Source organism: Prevotella disiens (assembly GCF_900454955.1).
Classification (GTDB): domain Bacteria; phylum Bacteroidota; class Bacteroidia; order Bacteroidales; family Bacteroidaceae; genus Prevotella; species Prevotella disiens.
On sequence record NZ_UGTL01000001.1, the window covers coordinates 676,926 to 696,684 of the forward strand.

Annotated in this window: 16 protein-coding genes and 1 pseudogene; 8 read left to right on the forward strand and 9 right to left on the reverse strand. The window is 39.3% G+C overall.

Annotated features, from left to right (window positions below; all coding sequences use genetic code 11):
• Positions 1 to 3 precede the first annotated feature (3 nt).
• Positions 4 to 939: a DUF4848 domain-containing protein gene (locus DYI03_RS02995; RefSeq protein ID WP_004358229.1), complete on the reverse strand. Its 936-nt coding sequence runs from the start codon at positions 937 to 939 to the stop codon at positions 4 to 6.
• Positions 940 to 1,471: 532 nt separating this feature from the next.
• Between DYI03_RS02995 and DYI03_RS03000 the strand changes: the two genes are divergently transcribed.
• Positions 1,472 to 2,959, forward strand: coding sequence for an ATP-dependent DNA helicase (locus DYI03_RS03000; protein WP_021669184.1), 1,488 nt, complete (start codon positions 1,472 to 1,474; stop codon positions 2,957 to 2,959).
• 25 nt (positions 2,960 to 2,984) lie between these two features.
• Positions 2,985 to 3,650, forward strand: coding sequence for a SprT-like domain-containing protein (locus DYI03_RS03005; RefSeq protein ID WP_021669185.1), 666 nt, complete (start codon positions 2,985 to 2,987; stop codon positions 3,648 to 3,650).
• A gap of 128 nt (positions 3,651 to 3,778) precedes the next feature.
• On the opposite strand, the gene DYI03_RS03010 is transcribed toward DYI03_RS03005, so the two are convergent.
• The gene (locus DYI03_RS03010) at positions 3,779 to 4,639 is read right to left on the reverse strand and encodes an enoyl-ACP reductase FabI (protein WP_004358235.1); all 861 of its coding nucleotides are present in this window, start codon (positions 4,637 to 4,639) and stop codon (positions 3,779 to 3,781) included.
• A 259-nt stretch (positions 4,640 to 4,898) separates the two neighbouring features.
• On the opposite strand from DYI03_RS03010, the gene DYI03_RS03015 reads away from it, so the two are divergent.
• Entirely contained in the window at positions 4,899 to 5,222 is a 324-nt protein-coding gene (locus tag DYI03_RS03015; RefSeq protein ID WP_021669186.1) for a hypothetical protein, read from the forward strand.
• 295 nt (positions 5,223 to 5,517) lie between these two features.
• Here DYI03_RS03015 and pgeF read toward each other — a convergent pair whose 3' ends face one another.
• From pgeF to hpt, 4 genes are all read right to left on the reverse strand, one after another.
• On the reverse strand, positions 5,518 to 6,327 hold the full coding sequence (pgeF, locus tag DYI03_RS03020; RefSeq protein ID WP_004358241.1) for a peptidoglycan editing factor PgeF: 810 nt from the start codon (positions 6,325 to 6,327) through the stop codon (positions 5,518 to 5,520).
• Positions 6,320 to 7,492 carry a GTPase ObgE gene (gene obgE, locus DYI03_RS03025; protein ID WP_004358216.1) on the reverse strand — a complete coding sequence of 391 codons (1,173 nt, stop codon included), beginning with the start codon at positions 7,490 to 7,492 and terminating at the stop codon, positions 6,320 to 6,322. The genes pgeF and obgE overlap by 8 nt, the downstream gene beginning before the upstream one ends.
• 138 nt (positions 7,493 to 7,630) lie before the next feature.
• A complete protein-coding gene (locus tag DYI03_RS03030) occupies positions 7,631 to 8,203 on the reverse strand; it encodes an adenylate kinase (RefSeq protein WP_004358207.1) in 573 nt (190 codons plus the stop codon).
• Positions 8,203 to 8,742: a hypoxanthine phosphoribosyltransferase gene (gene hpt, locus DYI03_RS03035; protein WP_021669187.1), complete on the reverse strand. Its 540-nt coding sequence runs from the start codon at positions 8,740 to 8,742 to the stop codon at positions 8,203 to 8,205. The genes DYI03_RS03030 and hpt overlap by 1 nt, the downstream gene beginning before the upstream one ends.
• Before the next feature lie 91 nt (positions 8,743 to 8,833).
• Between hpt and DYI03_RS03040 the strand changes: the two genes are divergently transcribed.
• On the forward strand, positions 8,834 to 10,351 hold the full coding sequence (locus DYI03_RS03040; RefSeq protein WP_021669188.1) for a bifunctional ADP-dependent NAD(P)H-hydrate dehydratase/NAD(P)H-hydrate epimerase: 1,518 nt from the start codon (positions 8,834 to 8,836) through the stop codon (positions 10,349 to 10,351).
• A 161-nt stretch (positions 10,352 to 10,512) separates the two neighbouring features.
• On the opposite strand, the gene DYI03_RS03045 is transcribed toward DYI03_RS03040, so the two are convergent.
• Both DYI03_RS03045 and DYI03_RS03050 read right to left on the reverse strand, forming a co-directional pair.
• A complete protein-coding gene (locus DYI03_RS03045) occupies positions 10,513 to 11,616 on the reverse strand; it encodes a sialate O-acetylesterase (RefSeq protein WP_021669189.1) in 1,104 nt (367 codons plus the stop codon).
• A gap of 83 nt (positions 11,617 to 11,699) precedes the next feature.
• Positions 11,700 to 12,713, reverse strand: coding sequence for a class II fructose-bisphosphate aldolase (locus DYI03_RS03050; protein WP_021669190.1), 1,014 nt, complete (start codon positions 12,711 to 12,713; stop codon positions 11,700 to 11,702).
• A 632-nt stretch (positions 12,714 to 13,345) separates the two neighbouring features.
• On the opposite strand from DYI03_RS03050, the gene DYI03_RS03055 reads away from it, so the two are divergent.
• From DYI03_RS03055 to DYI03_RS03065, 3 genes are read left to right on the forward strand one after another with little or no spacing between them, the layout of a single operon-like run.
• Positions 13,346 to 14,215: an electron transfer flavoprotein subunit beta/FixA family protein gene (locus tag DYI03_RS03055; protein WP_021669191.1), complete on the forward strand. Its 870-nt coding sequence runs from the start codon at positions 13,346 to 13,348 to the stop codon at positions 14,213 to 14,215.
• Between the two features lie 2 nt (positions 14,216 to 14,217).
• A complete protein-coding gene (locus DYI03_RS03060; protein WP_004358203.1) occupies positions 14,218 to 15,240 on the forward strand; it encodes an electron transfer flavoprotein subunit alpha/FixB family protein in 1,023 nt (340 codons plus the stop codon).
• A gap of 18 nt (positions 15,241 to 15,258) precedes the next feature.
• Positions 15,259 to 16,983 (forward strand): acyl-CoA dehydrogenase family protein, encoded by a 1,725-nt coding sequence (locus DYI03_RS03065; protein WP_021669192.1) that lies wholly within the window; start codon positions 15,259 to 15,261, stop codon positions 16,981 to 16,983.
• Between the two features lie 296 nt (positions 16,984 to 17,279).
• On the opposite strand, the gene DYI03_RS03070 is transcribed toward DYI03_RS03065, so the two are convergent.
• Entirely contained in the window at positions 17,280 to 19,085 is a 1,806-nt protein-coding gene (locus DYI03_RS03070; RefSeq protein WP_021669193.1) for a MutS-related protein, read from the reverse strand.
• A gap of 167 nt (positions 19,086 to 19,252) precedes the next feature.
• Between DYI03_RS03070 and DYI03_RS03075 the strand changes: the two are divergent.
• Positions 19,253 to 19,729 (forward strand): annotated as a pseudogene (locus DYI03_RS03075) (IS1380 family transposase); the annotation flags it as partial.
• Between the last annotated feature and the right edge of the window lie 30 nt (positions 19,730 to 19,759).

Sequence of the window (19,759 nt, forward strand, 5' to 3'; positions counted from 1 at the left end):
TTTTTACATTAATACTATATTTTTAAAGGTTGCATTGCCTGGACCAGAACATTTTGACGACTTGAAATCTTTGATTTCAGCACTGTATGTCGGAGAAAAAGGTTGTGTGTTTATGTTTAATATTGTAACCTTAGCCCCAGCAGGACAAAATACAGGAATTAAAGGACCACCATTATAGCCCAAATTTGCAGTATGAGTCGCCCTTACACTTTTCCTCCAAAACAAAACCTTTTTTGTAGTCTTAAATTCTACTGCCATAGAATTACCATTGACAATGCGCCCAAGTGTCATGGTGCTTTTATACTTTTTACGCTTAATTGTAATGGAAGCACCTCTTGATGCACGAAAGCCGGGTTCTATGGGACCATTGGGAAATGCGCGGGTAGAAGCAGAACTTGGTTGGATAAGTTTATTACCAACTACTACCATTCCATGCATATTACCAACCAAAGCTAATTTTTCATCATCAAATGGAAGATTTGGAGTAATATCAAAAGTATCAGTTGAGTTAAATGAAAACTTATCCTTATACTTATCTTTGTATTCGGATATTAATCGTTGAAGTAAAACAGGGTCATCATTATCAAATATCTTTTCCAATTCATTGTCAGCTTCTATAAATTGGGCGAACGCTCCCTTAAAACCAATCTGTTTAAAATAGTCCATACATTCAAGGTCAGACTTTTTCATCAGCTCTTGCGTTACACGATTATAGACTTCTTCATTATTAAAGTGTAAAACAGGTTCGTCCGCTTCTGCTGAAACACTTCGGGTTGTATTGCCTCCATGTGCAATCCATTGCCCTACCGTAGATACTTCTACATCAGGCTGTGTATCCCCATTAGTTACTGTGCTTAAAGTGTCGTCATTACTGCATGATGACAAACCACAAACTAAACATAAGAGTGTTAGTAAATGAGTTAAATGTTTTTTCATCATAATGATTAAAAATTAAAAGTTAATTGTAATGCAAAAGTACTTTCTTTTTTCAGCACGGACAATACCTATAAATAATGAATTTTATATCATTTTTTCAGCATTTATACAAAAAGTACAGCGCATTTCACCACAAATAGGTATATATTTTTTCTTATTCTTAGAGTAAGTATTGAAAATTTATTGTATTTTTGCAGTATTAAAAGAGTTTCTGTAAGCAAAACAAAGCAGGATATAGCAAACAGAACGGTTGCCAAATCGTTACCCAAAAATCAACCAATTGGACGGAACGCCTTTCTACAAAGGGTTATCGCTTTTCTATCCAAAGTTACGATAATTATTTCGATTATACCACCAAACCACTTATATTTGTCGTTGAAAGCAATGTACTCGCTGCGTTTTTATGCAATTCGTGGAATGATTGTAAAGAAAATTGAGTAACTTTGCAAAAGATATAGCTGTGATTTGCAAAGGATTTGAAAGGGAAATTTTGTCATACTCGTCCAATAAAATCATCAGCTAAAAGTAGCGAATAATGATAAAAGATGAATTAGTTTACCAAATACTCCAAGAATTTGGCTTTGAACCTACCGAAGACCAAATGAATGCGCTGCAAACTTTTGCAACGTTTATGACCGATAGGGACGAGCGCACTGTAATGATATTACGAGGAAGTGCTGGTACGGGTAAGACATCGCTTGCCGCAGCTATGGTTCGCACCATTCATCGTTTGCGCATGAAAGTGGCTTTGCTTGCTCCTACGGGGCGAGCAGCTAAGGTTTTTTCGCTCAATGCAGGTTTGCCAGCCTCCACGATACACCGAAAAATTTATCGAGAGAAAGCTTTTAATGGGGCAGATGGGCAATTTTCGCTCAATCATAATATGTTTCGTGATGTGCTTTTCATGGTTGATGAGGCTTCTATGATAAGTCTTTCGTTGAGCAATACAACCTTTGGAAGTGGCAGATTGTTAGACGATTTGGTGCAATACGTTTACACCAGTGGTGCTAATTGTCGGCTTTTGCTCATTGGCGATAAAGCACAGTTGCCACCAGTAGGCGAAACGGAAAGCGGTGCGCTACGGGCTGACATGATGAGAACGTATGGATTGCATGTTTACGAATGCGATTTGAACGAGGTTTTACGCCAAAGTCAAGACTCGGGAATACTTTGGAATGCAACGAAAATACGAGAAATGATAACCCATGATAGGGCTACCGAATTACCAAAAATTAGTTTTAAATCCTTTGCCGATATATCAATTGTTCCAGGAGATGAACTCATCGAAAGTCTTGCATCAAGTTATTCGAAAGTGGGAATGGACGAAACAATGGTCATTACACGGTCGAACAAACGAGCAAACATTTTCAATCAAGGCATCAGAAATACCATTCTTGGTCGTGAAGAAGAACTAACTTCGGGAGATTTATTGATGGTGGTGAAGAACAAATACTTTGAAACACCCAAAGAAACGGCAGAAAAGAATAAACGGGACAAGGGTAGGGAGGCTACCACTCCGCTGCAAAGTAATGGTGTTTCAGTCGGTTTCATAGCCAATGGCGACCGTGCTGTGGTGAAAAGAGTACGCAACATTCGTGAATTGTATGGTTTTCGTTTTGCCGATGTGGCGTTGGAATTTCCTGATTATGATTTTTTAGAGTTGGATACAACCGTTGTGTTGGATACCTTGACCACGGAAGCACCAGCATTGACACGTGAACAGAACGAAAAATTGTTTGAAAACGTGATGCAAGACTATGCTGACATACCTTTAAAGACCGACCGTATGAAGCAATTGCGTGAAGATGATTATTACAATGCGATGCAAATAAAGTTTGGATATGCCGTTACCTGCCATAAAGCGCAAGGCGGGCAGTGGGCGCACATCTATTTAGACCAAGGATATATGACAGACGAAATGCTCACACCCGATTATATTCATTGGCTTTATACGGCTTTCACACGTGCTACGGAGCATCTTTATTTGGTGAATTGGAATAAAAAACAAATCAAAGAAGAATAGAAAACAGAAAATTTAAAAAGGTTTTATGCAATTAACGACAGATTATTTGAAACGAGCATTTATTCAATACAATAAGGAAATATTTCATGAAGAACTTCCATTGCCTATTTTGAAAATTTCGAATGCCAAGCATCGATTGGGTTCCATGCATTACAAATGGAAAATAGTCAAGGGAAAAGAGATAAAAAGTTTTACCATTGTTATTTCAAATTATTATAATGTGCCTGAAAACATTATCGAAGATACCCTTATTCACGAAATGATTCATTATGAAATAGCTTACAAAGGTTTGAAAGATACGGCTGCACATGGGAGATTATTCCGTGAAAAAATGAATTATATCAATAAAGAGTTCAATCGGAACATATCCATTCGTAAAAGCATGGAAGGTTTTGAGGCTCGCAATATGGGTACACGAAAAACCTATTTGGTGTTGGCTCTCAAAATGAAAAATGGTAAAAAAATGGTTACATCAGTAAGTCGGACGGCAGCAAGAAAGCTAATAGAAGATGTAAAACATATTAAAGAAATTGCAGAATATACCCTTTATGTTAGCGATAATCCCTATTTTCAACATTTCCCAATGGTGAGAACGTTGCGTGCGCATGAGGTCTCAAACAAAGAATATAACGACCTTATTGCCGATATGATTCCTGTTTATGATAAAAATGGGTGGGTTGAAGTGATATAATTTACTTGAAAAAATAATAGGGGCATAATTCATCACGTTCCTCACAACTGAAAATATCATTTATCAGTTTCTTTATTCGTGAGGAACGTGATAAATCACGCCCCTACAAGTTGTTATAAATGAAACAATTATCCGTAGATAATGTTTCCGTTTTCGTCTTTAAATTCGTCGTCAATACCTTTCTCGTAAGTGGTCATTGCACGAAGGCTCATACCAATATTAGAGAATCCACCATCGTGATAAAGGTTTTGCATAGTTACTTTCTTTGTTAAGTCAGAGAACATAACGATACAATAGTCGGCACATTCAGCAGCCGAAGCATTACCAAGAGGCGACATGCGGTTGGCAAAGTCATAGAGCTTGTCCATACCTTTTACGCCTTGACCTGCTGTTGTCATGGTTGGTGATTGTGAAATGGTATTGATACGTACTCCCTTCTCACGACCATAAATATATCCGAAGCTACGTGCGATACTTTCAAGCAATGCCTTTGCATCAGCCATATCGTTGTAACCAAAGAATGTACGCTGTGCGGCAATGTAAGTAAGGGCTACAATTGAACCATTTTCGTTAATGGCATCAAGTTTCTTAGCACTTTGAATCATTTTGTGGAATGACATTGCTGAAATATCAAGCGTTGTGCCAAGCATCTTATAATCTAAATCATCGTAACGTTTATGTTTGCGAACATTCGGCGACATACCGATAGAGTGTAAAACAAAATCTATCTTTCCGCCTAACACTTCCATTGAACGTTTGAACACGTTTTCTAAGTCTTCAACGTTAGTAGCGTCTGCTGCTATTACTTCACAATTAAGTTTCTCTGCTAAAGCACTCACAGTTCCCATTCTCACGGCAACAGGGGTATTTGAAAGTGTGATAGTTGCGCCTTCCTCTACGGCTCTTTCAGCAACTTTCCAAGCGATTGACTGCTCGTTTAATGCACCAAAAACGATGCCTCTTTTACCTTTTAATAAGTTATTACCCATATTTTTTAATTCTAAGTAGGCTTCAAAGGTACAAAAAATAGTTGGAAAGGTTTGAGATTATCGGTTTATTTGGGTTTTATTAAGATGTTTATAAAAGTTCTATAATTCCAATTAATTGTTTTTTATGGGTATAATCCATAAATTTTTGTACACTTAAAAATGGTATTTAGTATAGAAAAAATAGGGTTATTTGTTTTTAGTTTCAATTAAAAGTATTATTTTTGTAGCAGGAAAAGAATTTATTAAAACCTTATAGCGTATGAATAAGAACACAAAAATGGGAGTTTTATTTGTGGGAATATGGAATTTATTTCTGCTTATTCTGTTTGGAACTTACTTGATAGCTACGAAAAGACCATTTGAATATTTCATTGACGAAGAAACAAATGGTATGATTTCATTGGCTTTTCTTATTCTTTGGAGTGCTATTTGGTTTGCTATTGGAAAACATATTAGTAAGGATATTGAGGCGAAAAAGCATTTTTTAAAAGAACAATATCCACTTATTGGCAACGAGGAAATAAATAAAATTATTCGTAATATTTACTTCTTAAAGCTAAAAGCGATGCTTCAAATGGACTAATGGTAAAGGAATTGTTTTTATCATTTTATGGAATTTAGAACAATGCCTATTTTCTTCCATTTTGAAACCTATTGTTTTGGGGTTCAAAATAGCCTGTTTTGAGTTCCAAAACCTATTGTTTTGAAATACGAAACAATAGATTTTAAAAACGAATTGGTAAGTGATTGATTTTCAAAAGAATACAAGTTGGTCTAAATTTCCGTATCTTTTAGGTATTTTTTATATGAATGGCAATGTAAGGCGTGTTATTTTAGAATAAGTATAACACTGCGTTACATTTGTTTCGCTATGCTTTTTACTTTAAAACGATGCCGTTATAAATGCGACCCGAATTGATGCCGAGTTTGCGAGCGGAGAAAAAATCGGGCGAATCGTAGGTACAAATGCCCTCGTCGATAATGTTTTCCGATTGAACGCCCATGGTTTCTAAATCGAAACGATTGGATAATTTTAAATCGATATGCCATTTCATAGGTGGTTCACATTCTTTTGGTTGACTAATGGGATAGAGTTTAGCAAGGCGTTGCATATCAAAATTGGCTTGAGCAAATTGGTCGTAAACTTCTTGTCCCACTTCAAAATTCTTTAAAGATATGCCTGGCCCTATCACAGCTTTCAGTTTTGCAACGTCCGTTTGAAAGTTTAGTTGCATTTCCTTGACAGTTTTCATGACGATATGCTTCAAAGTGCCTCGCCAACCTGCATGAATAGCAGCTGCTGCATGATGTTCCGGGTCGTAAATGAGTATGGGAATGCAATCGGCAGTAGATACTCCAATGCAAACATTCTTTGCGTTTGTTATTACTGCATCTACCCCTTCTATGATTTGAAGCCTTATGTTTTCAGGTAAATTGAAATATTCTTCTGCTATCATTCGCGACTCTACGCTATGAATTTGATGCGGTACGATAAGCCGAGAAACATCTAATCCTAATGTTTCTGCCAATGCTTTGCGATTTTCTTCAATGTGTTTTGGATTGTCTTCGCAATACTTATTGATGTTAAAGCTACGATAATTGCCCTCGCTTACTCCTCCGTGGCGTGTAGAAGAGAAAGCAATTACATTAGGGGAAATATCATAATAATGTAATTCGGGATTATTCATCTAAGTATTCGAAGTCGTCAAGTTCTTCAATTTCGTCCAAATCGTCCTCGTCGTACAGTTCTGCATCTTCTACATCTGCCCCCTCTGCGTGCATTTCTTCTTCGAAACGGCTCATATCTTTATCACGATGCACGAGTGTATCCTCCGCAGTTATCGCTGTAAGTTTATTGCTTTCAGCATTCAATTCAGCCCAAAGAATATCTTTTAACTCATCAATTCCCATTCCCGTAACCGATGAAATGAACACCACAGGCAAATCGGTTGGGAGCGTTTCTTTCAGCATTTCGATTAACTCATCGTCTAAAAGGTCGCTCTTTGTAACTGCCAATACACGGTGTTTGTCGGTCATTTCAGGGTTGAATTGATGCAATTCGTTGAGCAAAATCTCGTACTCCTTCTTAATATCGTCCGTATCGCCAGGCACCATAAACAACAAAAGCGAGTTACGTTCAATGTGTCTTAAAAAGCGTAATCCCAATCCTTTGCCTTCGCTTGCACCTTCAATAATACCAGGAATATCAGCCATTACGAAACTTTGGCTATCTCTGTAACTTACAATGCCCAACGATGGTTCCATGGTTGTGAATGGATAATTGGCAATCTTTGGCTTTGCGCTTGATAAAGAAGATAATAATGTAGATTTACCTGCATTTGGAAATCCCACCAAACCCACATCGGCTAATAATTTTAGCTCAAGAATTATGGTCATTTCCTGTAAGGGCTGCCCAGGTTGAGCGTAGCGTGGTGCTTGATTAGTGGCGGTACGGAATTGGAAATTACCCAATCCACCCTTTCCACCTTTCAGCAAAACGACTTCTTGACCATCGTATGAAATGTCGCAAACAAACTTTCCTGTTTCGGCATTGTACACAACCGTACCACAAGGCACGTCAATATAAACGTTCTTTCCATCGCTTCCGTGGCATTTATCACGTCCTCCGTTGCCTCCATGCTCTGCGAAAATGTGTCGTTGATAGCGCAAATGGAGCAAAGTCCAATAGTTATGGTTTCCTCGAAGAATAATACTTCCACCTTTTCCACCATCTCCTCCGTCAGGACCGCCATTAGGATTATACTTTACATGGCGCAAGTGCATAGAGCCTCTGCCGCCTTTTCCTGAACGACAATATATCTTAACGTAATCTACAAAGTTTGTTTCTGCCATTTTATTATGGTGATTTTTAAAGTGAGTGGATATGGAAATCCATAAAAATGAACTATTTTCAATAAAAAAATGATAGGTTACGGACTTTATTTAAGCCTGTTACAGCTCCAGTCCGATGCCTATCATCTTTATTTCGTATTATAATGCGTCGATAACTTTTACGATGCGACCAAAGATTTCATCGATTGTACCAATACCTTCCACGTGGTGATGAACGCCTTCTTTCTCGTACCAGTCAATCAATGGGGCAGTTTGAGTGTTGTAAACGTTGAGGCGTTTCTTGATAGTTTCTTCATTATCATCAGAACGACCGCTCTCTTTTCCACGAAGAATAAGACGCTTCATAAGTTCTTCTTCTGGCACAAAGAGTTCTATCATGGCTGCAATCTTGTGTCCACGAGCATTCAACATATCCTTCAAAGCCTCGGCTTGTGGAGTTGTACGTGGGAATCCGTCAAAGATAACACCTTTGTGTTCTGTTCCAAAACTATCGTAAACACTGGCAAGGATATTTACCATAAGTTCGTCAGGAATGAGCTGACCATTGTCAATGTAGCCCTTAGCAGTTTTACCAAGTTCTGTACCATTCTTAATTTCAGCACGCAAAACATCACCAGTTGAGATGTGTTCGAAGCCGTACTTTTCAATCATTTTGTCGCTCTGTGTGCCTTTTCCTGCACCCGGAGCACCGAAAATTACAATATTTTTCATTATTCTTGTACTAAAGTATAAATGTCTCTTAAGTTTCTACCTTGCTGGTCGTAGTCCAAGCCATAGCCAACGATGAAGTCGTTTGGTATTTCCATTGCTGCATATTCTATATCCAAAGGCACTTGCAATTTGCCCGGTTTAAGGAGCAATGTGCTGATATGAATATTGGCAGGATTCTTTTTCTTTAAAATTTCCAACATGCGTTCCATCGTATGCCCCGTATCAACGATGTCTTCAACGATGACAATTTCACGACCAGTTATATCTTCATTTAATCCAATCACCTCCGTAACCTTTCCCGAAGACTCCGTACCGGCATAAGAAGCCACCTTAACGAACGATATTTCGCAAGGGATATTGATGAACTTCATCAAATCAGAAGCATACATAAACGAACCGTTTAAAACCGCAAGGAACAATGGAGTTTTGTCTGCCATGTCCTTATTTAGCTTTTCAGCAACGCGTTCCACTCGTTCCAAAATGGTAGCTTCGGGGATTGATGTTTCGAATGTTAAATCTTTAATTGTTATGCGACTCATTATGCTAAATCAGTTATTTTGGGCAAAATTACGAAAATTAAACCAAACAAAACAATTCGTTTAGCATTTATTTTGTAAATTTGCGACATATATGAAGATATTTACGGGTGCTCAGATTCATGAGCTTGACCAATATACAATAGAACACGAGCCGATTAAGTCGATTGATTTAATGGAACGAGCTGCCAAAGCTATCACTCATGCCATTACAGAAGAATGGAGTGATACTACACCAATCGTAGTATTTGCAGGTTCTGGAAACAACGGTGGAGATGCATTAGCTGTGGCACGATTGCTGATAGCCGAGGGTTATAAGGTAAAGGTGGTTCTGTTCAATATTTCGAATCATCTTTCAGAAGATTGCACGACCAATAAAAACCGATTGTTGCAAACAAAGCATTTCAATGACTTTACCGAAGTAAAAGTATCTTTCGACCCTCCTGAGCTTACTGCCGATACATTGGTGATTGACGGTTTGTTTGGCACAGGACTAAAAAAATCGTTGGCTGGAGGTTTTGCTTCTTTAGTAAAATACATCAATCAAAGTCCATCGAAAGTTGTAAGTATCGATATGCCATCGGGCTTGTTGGCAGAGGATAATTCATGCAATGTTCGTGCAAACATCATACAAGCCGACCTCACACTTACCCTTCATCAAAAAAAGTTGGCGTTCCTTTTAGGTGAATCGCAACAGTTTTTGGGCAGAGTAAAGGTGCTTGACATTCGTTTAAGCGAAGAGTTTATCGAGAAAACCAATGCACATTATTTAACATTAGACGAAGCCGACGTACGAAAAAAACTACTTCCTCGCAATGATTTTGCCCACAAAGGTACAATGGGAATAGCATTACTCGTTGCTGGAAGTTACGGAATGGCGGGGGCAGCTATACTTGCTACACGTGCATGCTTGCGAGCTGGTGTCGGAAAGGTTATCGTACATACACCAAGAAGAAATTACGACATCATGCAAACAGCGGTTCCAGAAGCAGTAATGCAGATGGATTACGAAGAAACGTGTTTTTCGGAAGCGGTAGACATGGAGGATATTGACGCATTGGGCATAGGTCCAGGCTTAGGACAGCAAGAAAATACAGCGATTGCAATGATTTCGCAACTAAGAAGAGCGCAATGCCCAATCGTTGCCGATGCTGATGCACTCAACATGTTGGCTTCTCACAGAGCATGGATGCAACAATTGCCAAAGGGAATTATTATGACTCCACACGCAGCCGAGTTTGATAGATTGAACGGAACGCCATCGAATAGCGACTACGAGCGACTGGAAAAGGCGCAAAACATGGCACAAACTGCCAACGCCTACATTATATTAAAGGGACATAACAGTGCGCTTTGCTTGCCAAATGGTAATATTTTGTTCAATACGACAGGCAATAGCGGCATGGCAACAGCTGGGAGTGGCGATGTTTTAACGGGTATTATCACTGCCTTTTTAGCACGTGGCTACCATCAAGAAGACGCTGCCGCATTGGGAATGTATATCCACGGATTGGCTGGCGACCTTGCTGCGAAGGATTTAGGCAAGGAAAGTCTCATCGCAAGTGATATTATTGACTATTTGCCCGATGCTTTTAAGCGTTTAAAGGATTAGAAAATAAGCCTAAAGAAAGAGGTCTAAATAGGTATTTAAATAGGCAACTCACGTTTTTCTTTCCTATCGAAAATAAATAAAAGAACATACTCTGTGAAGTTTCGGAAACATTAAGTTTTTAAACTTCGAAGAGCATGTTTTTTTATTTTATAAATTTCTCCTTAATTACTAATCGTAAACGACTGTTCTCCATCAATTGCATGGAACGCTACAATGATTTGACCTTGCGGAAGTTCGTTCAAATCCATTGTAAACTCCTTAGAAGGTTCTGGCAAAGTTATTTCTTTTATGCTCGCTCCATTGGTATCGGTAACAGAAACCTTGACCAACGGCTCAGTAGCCGTAGCTGTAAGTATGCCCTTATCGCTAATTTGAACATTTACTTCAATGACTGACGACTGCACTTTTGTATGTGTTGATTGGCTCGATTTATGGGTATCAGATAACTCAAAACCCATTCCTTGCAATGTTTTTAGAGCAAAACGACGACCTAACTGCTTGTATCCGTCTTCTGTAAAATGTACTTTATCAACCGCTAAGGCACAATCTTTAGCAGAAACGACAAAACTATGTTGCAAAACTGCGTGCATTTTACCGATTGTTTTATTGGCTTCTGCATATTTTCCGCCTACTTCTGAACGCCCAACTTCACCTATGAGCAAAGGAACTTTGGTAGAGTCTAACGATAAATCATTTAAAACACGATAATAAACCTTCTTTACACGTTGCAACCATGCGTTGTTGTAAGTGTCATTGCCGTCTTGTTGGAGCAAAATACCTTTGATAACACCATCTTTTTGAGCCAATCGTGCCATATCAATCAGTCGTCCGTAAATGTTATTGCCATATCTTTCTAACGCAGCTTTCGTCTTTTCGTCAGTTTTGTTAGCCACGAAATCATGCGAAACTTCTATGTCGTAAGCTGCCATAGGGAAAGTTTCATCAGCTACAGCAACCACACCTATTTTCTTATTTTTGGTATTTTCCAACATCGTCTTGCCAAAAGCCTCCAAAAAGCCATAGCCTCCTTTTTGAGAAACAATAGGCGAAACGGCTTTTTTCCATGTACCTAATTGAGTAGAGGCAGCATTTTCAGTTTGCATCACTACAAAATTATCGTTTACAGTAGCTTCTTTGGCTTCTACTTTTGCCGTACCAACCATGTTACCTTGACCTATTGCAAGGTAAATCCAAAAGTCATTGTTTTGTGCTTTCACTCCTACTATTGAAAGGAAGAGTAAAAGAAGTGTTATTTTTTTCTTCATTTTATGAATTAAGTTCGTGGAAACTAAAAAGCGACAGCCCCAAAAGAAGCTATCGCTTTTATTTGTTTATATCAATGAAAGAATTAGTCGAGGTTAGCCAACTTGTTGTCTGAACCGAGTACATTCTTAATCTTTTCAGCGTAAAGGTCGGTCATATACTCACGAGCTTTACCACAATATTGACGTGGGTCGAAATATTCAGGGTGAGCCTTCATTGTTTCGCGTACACCAGCGGTAAATGCAAGGCGTGAATCAGAGTCGATGTTAATCTTACATACAGCACTCTTAGTAGCTTTACGGAGTTGTTCTTCAGGAATACCGATAGCATTTGGCATATTACCACCATTTGCGTTAATGATTTCAACATACTTTTCTGGTACAGAAGAAGAACCATGAAGCACGATAGGGAAGCCTGGAAGTTCCTTTTCTACAGCCTCTAACACATCGAAAGCCAATGGAGGAGGTACTAATTTGCCTGTCTTTGGGTCGCGTGTGCATTGCTCTGGTGTGAACTTATAAGCACCATGAGAAGTACCAATAGAGATGGCTAATGAGTCGCAACCTGTGCGTTTAGCAAAATCAACTACTTCTTCAGGGCGTGTATAGTGAGATTCTTCTGCAACAACATCGTCTTCAACACCTGCCAATACGCCGAGTTCACCTTCTACAGTTACATCGAATTGGTGTGCATATTCAACAACTTTCTTAGTCAAAGCTACATTCTCTTCGTATGGAAGTGAAGAACCGTCAATCATTACTGATGAGAAACCAAAGTCTACACAGCTCTTACATGTTTCAAAGCTGTCGCCGTGGTCAAGGTGAAGCACGATTTCTGGGTGATTGCAACCTAATTCCTTTGCATATTCTACCGCACCTTCTGCCAAATAGCGAAGAAGTGTTTGGTTAGCATACTTACGTGCACCCTTAGAAACTTGAAGAATTACAGGCGACTTTGTTTGTGAAGAAGCGGTAATGATAGCTTGAAGCTGCTCCAAATTATTAAAATTAAATGCTGGGACAGCCCAACCGCCGTCAATGGCTCTCTTAAACATCTCGCGAGTATTTACGAGACCCAAGTTCTTATAATTTACTGCCATATTATATAATGTTTTAAAAGTGAATACTGAATACTTTTATTTAATTGCAAATTTAACATTTTATTTTGTATATGCCAAACCAAATGAGGTTTTAAATGTTATATCTTTGTTAAAAAGGCTTATTTCTTGATTTTCAACAAGAAATATAAGATTTATAGGAAAATGTTTTATCAAAGTTTTTTTATATTTATTCAGCCTTTAATATTTCACTTTCTCATTGAAAAATAACGGAAATTTTGACCAATTTGTATCTATCTGAAAATCAATACAATACAAGTGGTATTTTAAAACCTATTGTTTTGCTTTTAAAAACAATAGGTTTTGAAGCTCAAAAGAGCCTGTTTTGACCTCCAAAACAAGGGTTTTTAAAAACGTACCAAATAGGCGTTGTTCTATATTCTAGTAAATTACTCCCTAAAACCTACTTTTTCGATGTATAAATCACGATAAACGAAGAAACGAAATCGTGCTTTATTTTCTTTCAAATAGTCCTATCTTTTGCAAAGTACACATTACATTATAAAGATAAGAATTACGAAAAATGGCGGAATATTTGTATGATTTATAAAAAAAATGTACTTTTGCTACTCTAATCTAATAAACAACAGATTATAAACTACACATTATATATTATGGGTTTAAACATCGTAGTACTTGCAAAGCAGGTACCTGACACACGAAACGTGGGTAAAGATGCCATGAAAGCAGACGGAACAGTTAATCGTGCCGCACTTCCAGCAATCTTTAACCCCGAAGATTTAAATGCGCTTGAACAAGCATTGCAACTGAAAGAACAATATCCTGATACAAAAGTAGGTATTTTAACAATGGGTCCTCCACGTGCTGGCGAAATTATTCGGCAAGGTTTATATCGTGGAGCGGATACGGGTTGGTTGCTAACCGACCGCAAGTTTGCAGGAGCAGATACGCTTGCTACCTCATATGCCTTAGCTACTGCAATCGAAAAGATTGGAAATGTAGATATGGTTATCGGTGGTCGGCAAGCCATTGATGGCGATACTGCACAAGTAGGACCACAGGTAGCCCAAAAATTAGGCTTAAATCAAGTTACATATGCTGAAGAAATTCTCAAAGTTGAGGACGGGAAAGCAACGATTCGCCGTGTTATTGATGGTGGTGTCGAAACAGTTGAAGCACCGTTGCCAGTGGTAGTTACCGTAAATGGTACGGCTGCGCCTGCTCGTCCATGTAACGCGAAACTCGTAATGAAGTACAAATATGCTACTTGTCCGATGGAACGCACAGGTAAAGAAGCATGGGCTGAACTCTACGAACAACGTCCTTACCTTACATTAAATCAATGGTCGGTAGCCGATGTAGACGGCGACGAAGCTCAATGTGGACTCTCTGGCTCGCCAACAAAGGTGAAAACCGTTCAGAACATTGTTTTTCAAGCTAAGGAAACAAAGACAATTACAAGTTCGGACGAGGACATTGATAGCTTAATAAAAGAATTGTTGGACGAGAAAATCATAGGATAATCATGAATAACGTATTTGTATATTGCGAAATAGAGCAAACAACGGTACAGGAAGTATCACAAGAATTGCTCACCAAAGGACGTAAACTTGCCAACCAATTAGGCGTAGAACTTCATGCGATAGTAGCTGGAACAGGTATAAAGGGTAAGGTGGAAGACCAAATTCTACCATACGGTGTCGATAAACTCTTTGTTTTCGACGGCGAAGGCTTGTTCCCTTACACGTCAGCACCACATACCGACATACTTGTAAACCTTTTTAATGAGGAAAAACCACAAATTGCGCTCATGGGGGCAACCGTTATCGGTCGTGATTTAGGGCCTCGTGTGTCGTCATCGCTTACTTCTGGATTGACAGCCGATTGCACTCAATTAGAAATTGGAGAGTATGACGACAAGAAAGCTGGCAAGCATTACGACAACATCTTGTACCAAATTCGCCCTGCTTTCGGTGGAAACATCGTGGCAACCATCGTAAACCCTGACCACAGACCACAAATGGCAACCGTGCGTTCTGGTGTTATGCAAAAGGCTTTGTACGAAGGCGAAGCACGCAAAGAAGTGGTTTATCCAGAAGTTAGCAAATATGTTAGCCCAGAATCTTACGCTGTTAAGGTGATAGAACGCCACGTTGAGGCAGCGCAAAACAACCTTAAAGGTGCGCCAATCGTTGTTGCTGGCGGATATGGTGTAGGTTCTAAAGAAAATTTTGAAGTACTTTTCCAATTAGCCGATGTGCTTCACGCTGAAGTAGGTGCCTCTCGTGCCGCAGTAGATGCAGGTTGGATTCCTACAGACCGACAAGTTGGTCAAACAGGAGTTACCGTTCACCCAAAGGTTTACATCGCTTGCGGCATATCAGGGCAAATCCAACACATCGCAGGTATGCAGGATTCGGGCATCATTATTTCTATTAATAACGACCCTGAAGCACCTATCAACCAAATTGCCGACTATGTTATCAACGGCGATGTGGGCGAAGTGTTGCCAAAAATGTTAAAGTATTACAAGCAAAACAGTAAGTAACAAAGGAGGAAAACTAAAATGGCAAATTATTATACTGACCAACCAGAGATTGAATTCCACTTGAATCACCCTCTGATGAAGCGTATTGTTGAGCTGAAAGAGCGCAACTTTGCTGACAAAGATAAATATGAAGATGCGCCTGTAAACTATGAGGACGCTATCGAAAACTATAAACGCATACTCGATATTACGGGCGATGTAGCTGCAAACGTGATTGAACCAAATTCTGAATCTGTTGATTTGGAAGGACCACATTTGGTTGATAATCGTATGCAATATGCAAGTAAAACCTACGAAAACCTTAAAGCCACACGTCAAGCAGGTCTTTGGGGTGTTAGCATGCCACGCCAATATGGTGGATTGAACCTCCCTAATGTGGTATTCTCTATGCTTTCAGAAATGATTTCTGCTGCTGATGGCGGTTTTCAAAACATTTGGTCGTTGCAATCATGTATTGATACGCTCTACGAGTTTGGAAATGACGAACAAAGAGCAAAGTATATTCCACGCATTTGCAACGGCGAAACCATGTCAATGGACTTGACTGAACCTGACGCAGGGTCTGATTTGCAACGTGTAATGCTCAAAGCTACATTCGACGAAAAGGAGAATTGCTGGCGATTGAATGGTGTAAAACGATTCATTACCAACGGCGATTCTGATATACACCTCGTGCTTGCACGTTCGGAAGAGGGAACTCACGATGGTCGTGGCTTATCTATGTTCATTTACGATAAGCGCAATGGCGGTGTAGATGTTCGCCATATTGAGCATAAACTCGGTATTCACGGTTCACCAACTTGCGAGTTGGTTTACAAAAATGCTAAGGCTGAACTCTGCGGAGATACCAAAATGGGACTCATTAAATACGTTATGGCACTCATGAATGGTGCTCGTTTGGGCATTGCAGCGCAGAGTGTAGGTGTTGCAAGCGAGGCTTACAAAGAGGGATTGAACTATGCTAAAGAGCGTGCACAGTTTGGAAAGAAAATCATGACCTTCCCTGCTGTCTACGATATGCTATCGCGTATGAAGGCAAAACTCGATGCTGGTCGTTCACTTCTCTACCAAACGGCTCGCTATGTTGATATTTATAAAGCATTGGAAGATATTGCTCGCGACCAAAAACTCACCGCTGAGGAACGTCAAGAGATGAAGAAATACAAGCGATTGGCTGACGCTTTCACACCGTTGGCAAAGGGTATTAACTCTGAATATGCCAACCAAAACGCTTACGACTCTATTTCTATTCATGGCGGTTCGGGCTTCATCATGGAGTATAAGTGCCAACGTTTGTATCGTGATGCACGCATTTTCTCTATCTATGAGGGGACAACCCAGTTGCAAGTAGTGGCTGCTGTGCGCTACATTATCAACGGAACGTACTTGAACATCATGAAAGAAATGTTGGAAGAGAACGTTTGCGACTGCATGAAGGACTTAAAAACTCGTGTAGAACGTATGATTGCGCTTTACGAAGAGGCTTTGGAAAAGGTAAAAGCAAGCGAATGCCAAGATACTATCGACTTCCTTGCACGCCGTTTGTATAACATGACAGCTGGCATTGTGGAGTGTTTGCTTTTGATTCAAGATACAAGCAAAGCACCAGAGTTGTTTAAAAAATCGGCAAACGTATTTGTTCGTATGACAGAAGAAGAGGTTGCAGGTTGCACAGCCTACATTAAAGCATTCGATTGCAAGGAACTTGAATACTTTAAGACTATGGAAGAAACTGCCGAATAAGCGTTTCCTACCATTTATAAATAATAAAAAGCCAATCAAGCAGCCCGCTTGGTTGGTTTTTTCTTTCTAAACAATAAAGATAATTGTCCTCTTTATGTTTTGTTTGTGGCAGTTTGCAGCTACAAATAGAAAGGTTAGTGGGGGAGAACTTCCTGTTTCTTTTACAAAAAAAGTAGGATTGAAACTTTCACTCCTACTTTCTAATCTGTGTTTCAAATCATTTTTGTTATGCTTCAGACAAAGTTGGCTCAATAACACGCCAAATTATTTTCTTTGTAATCTTCGTTGCACGGTTTCTAATGTAGGATACGCTTTAATAAGAACGTCGCATTTTGGTTGCGTGCCACTCCTTTCCCTATTTTATAAGTATAGGTTACATCGGTTCCAAGTTCTATTTCGAAACTATAATTATGGAAGCGTTGTGGATTTTCTTCCTCTAATTTGGATAGTTCTAAGTCGTGTGTAGCAATAACACCTGTAACATTTCGCTTTGAAATATACTCCAAAAAGAGGCGTGAACCATTGAGTTTGTCCAACGAATTAGTACCTTTCAAAATTTCATCAAGTATGATTAAACTTGGAGTATCAGGCTTTAAATTACTTATTAACTGTTCTAAGCGGAGCAATTCAGCATTGAAATAGGAGATGCCATGCGTAAGGTCATCGGTGGTTCGCATATTAGTGAACAAATGAAAGAGGGAGATGCGCATTTCATCAGCAAACACTGGCAACCCGTTCATAGCAAGAATATAGTTCACACCCAACGTTCTAAGGAAAGTACTCTTTCCTGCCATGTTTGCACCTGTAATGATATAAAACTCTTTATCCTTTATATCGAAGTTGTTGCGCACGGCTTTTTTGCCCAAAAACGGGTGGTAAATGGAGCGTGCCGAGTAGGCTACACCGCCATCATCTACGATTATTGCCGTGTTAGCTATATTTTCATTCAAACGGAAAGTAGCCATTGATACGAGCGCATCGAAGAGGCTGGCGGTCTTAATCCATTGGTCGGTAATGGGTTTGTAGGTGCGTTGCCAACGCAAAAAGTGTCGAACAATGGTAATATCAAGTAGTCCGAAGCAATTGAACAGTACAATACCAATTTCGTTGCTACGGTTATCAATCTTTTGCAGTATGCGTTCCAGCTGACTAAACGATTCTATTGCACCCGATAAGTTGCTTTTTAATTCGCACAAATAGGGTGTTTCAAACTTTTGTTGCTCTATGAGGGCTGCCATATTTACATAGCCACGCACTTGATTTTTGAGCTTTGAAATAACTTCATTGATGAGTTTAATGTATGGATTAGCACAAAAAGTGGCAAGAAAGAAGTTGAATATAGCCCACCACAACGGCATAAAAGCAGGCAAAAAGTTGCCTATTGAAAGGAAAATGCTAAGATAAAAGCCTACAAGGTCGGCATAAAGGAAAATGCGAAAGGCTCTATTGGCAAATAAATTCGATATTTTCAGCGTATGAATGCTACTAAAAGCTTTACGAATAGCAGTTGTGTCGATTTGTCTTTCAACCCCTTGTGCTTTAAATTGTGCCAAAAAAGGTTCGTTTTCCGATAACTCTTTAATGCTTTCAATGCGTGCATTGATATGTTTTTTTAGTTCCGTAACAGGCATTTCCTCCCACGCTCCCGACAGTGATTCGGCTAAACAATCGCTTCCACCCAACGAAATCGTGCGATTCATGCGCTGGAATAATGAACCATTACCAAATACATCAAGGTCGTAAGTGAACGCATGGGTAGGTTGAACGTATTGGTCTCCCGATGGAAAGCACGAATAATCGCCTTCTCCGTAAGCCACTTCCTTTTCATAAACCATCTTCAATGCCTCTGCTTCGGCTATTTTCTTATCGTTCTTGGTATCTAAATTGCGGATATAAAAATAGGAAAACAAGGCGCACAAAGCTGCCCCAAGTGTCCACGAAGCATTTTCAAGGATTGTAAAAAGCACTACGAAACCGATGGCAACACCAAAAGAAACAATTTCGGAAACAATAAATCCACGACTTTTAGTGCGCAAACTTCCTATCGTGTTGCTTAATTCAGTGATGCGACTGCTATATAATTTGTTTAAATCATGATTCATATTGCAAAGATAATAAAGATTTTTCAAAAATACCTTAATTCCGCAACACTATTATAACTTAAACTTTTTAAGTACCTGAGCAACAAAAAGTTGCCCAGGATTTTGCCATGTCAAAGAATTCACTTATCTTAGTGTTGCAAAACAAGCAAGCAAAACTCTGATATGGCATGGCAAAAATACATATTAAATCCGATAAACTCACTCCTTTTGGAGGAATATTTTCAATCATGGAGCAATTTGACTCCACATTGTCATCTGTAATCGCCTCGACCCTCGGTCTAAGGTGTAGATCATTCGGTTATCAGTACAGCGAAATCATCCGTTCACTCATGAGTATCTACTTCTGTGGTGGCTCATGTGTTGAGGATGTCACTACTCATTTGATGAGCCATCTCTCGCTTCATCCGACACTTCGAACTTGTAGCTCTGATACTATCCTCAGAGCGATAAAGGAGCTGACGCAAGAAAACATCTCATACACGTCAGATACGGGTAAGAACTACGATTTCAACACGGCTGACACTCTCAATACTTTACTGCTCAATTGTATGTTTGCATCTGGCCAACTGAAAGAGGACGAGATGTATGATGTTGATTTCGACCATCAGTTCATAGAGACAGAGAAGTATGATGCAAAGCCTACATAGTCGTCCCTTGAAAAGTAAATAACCTAT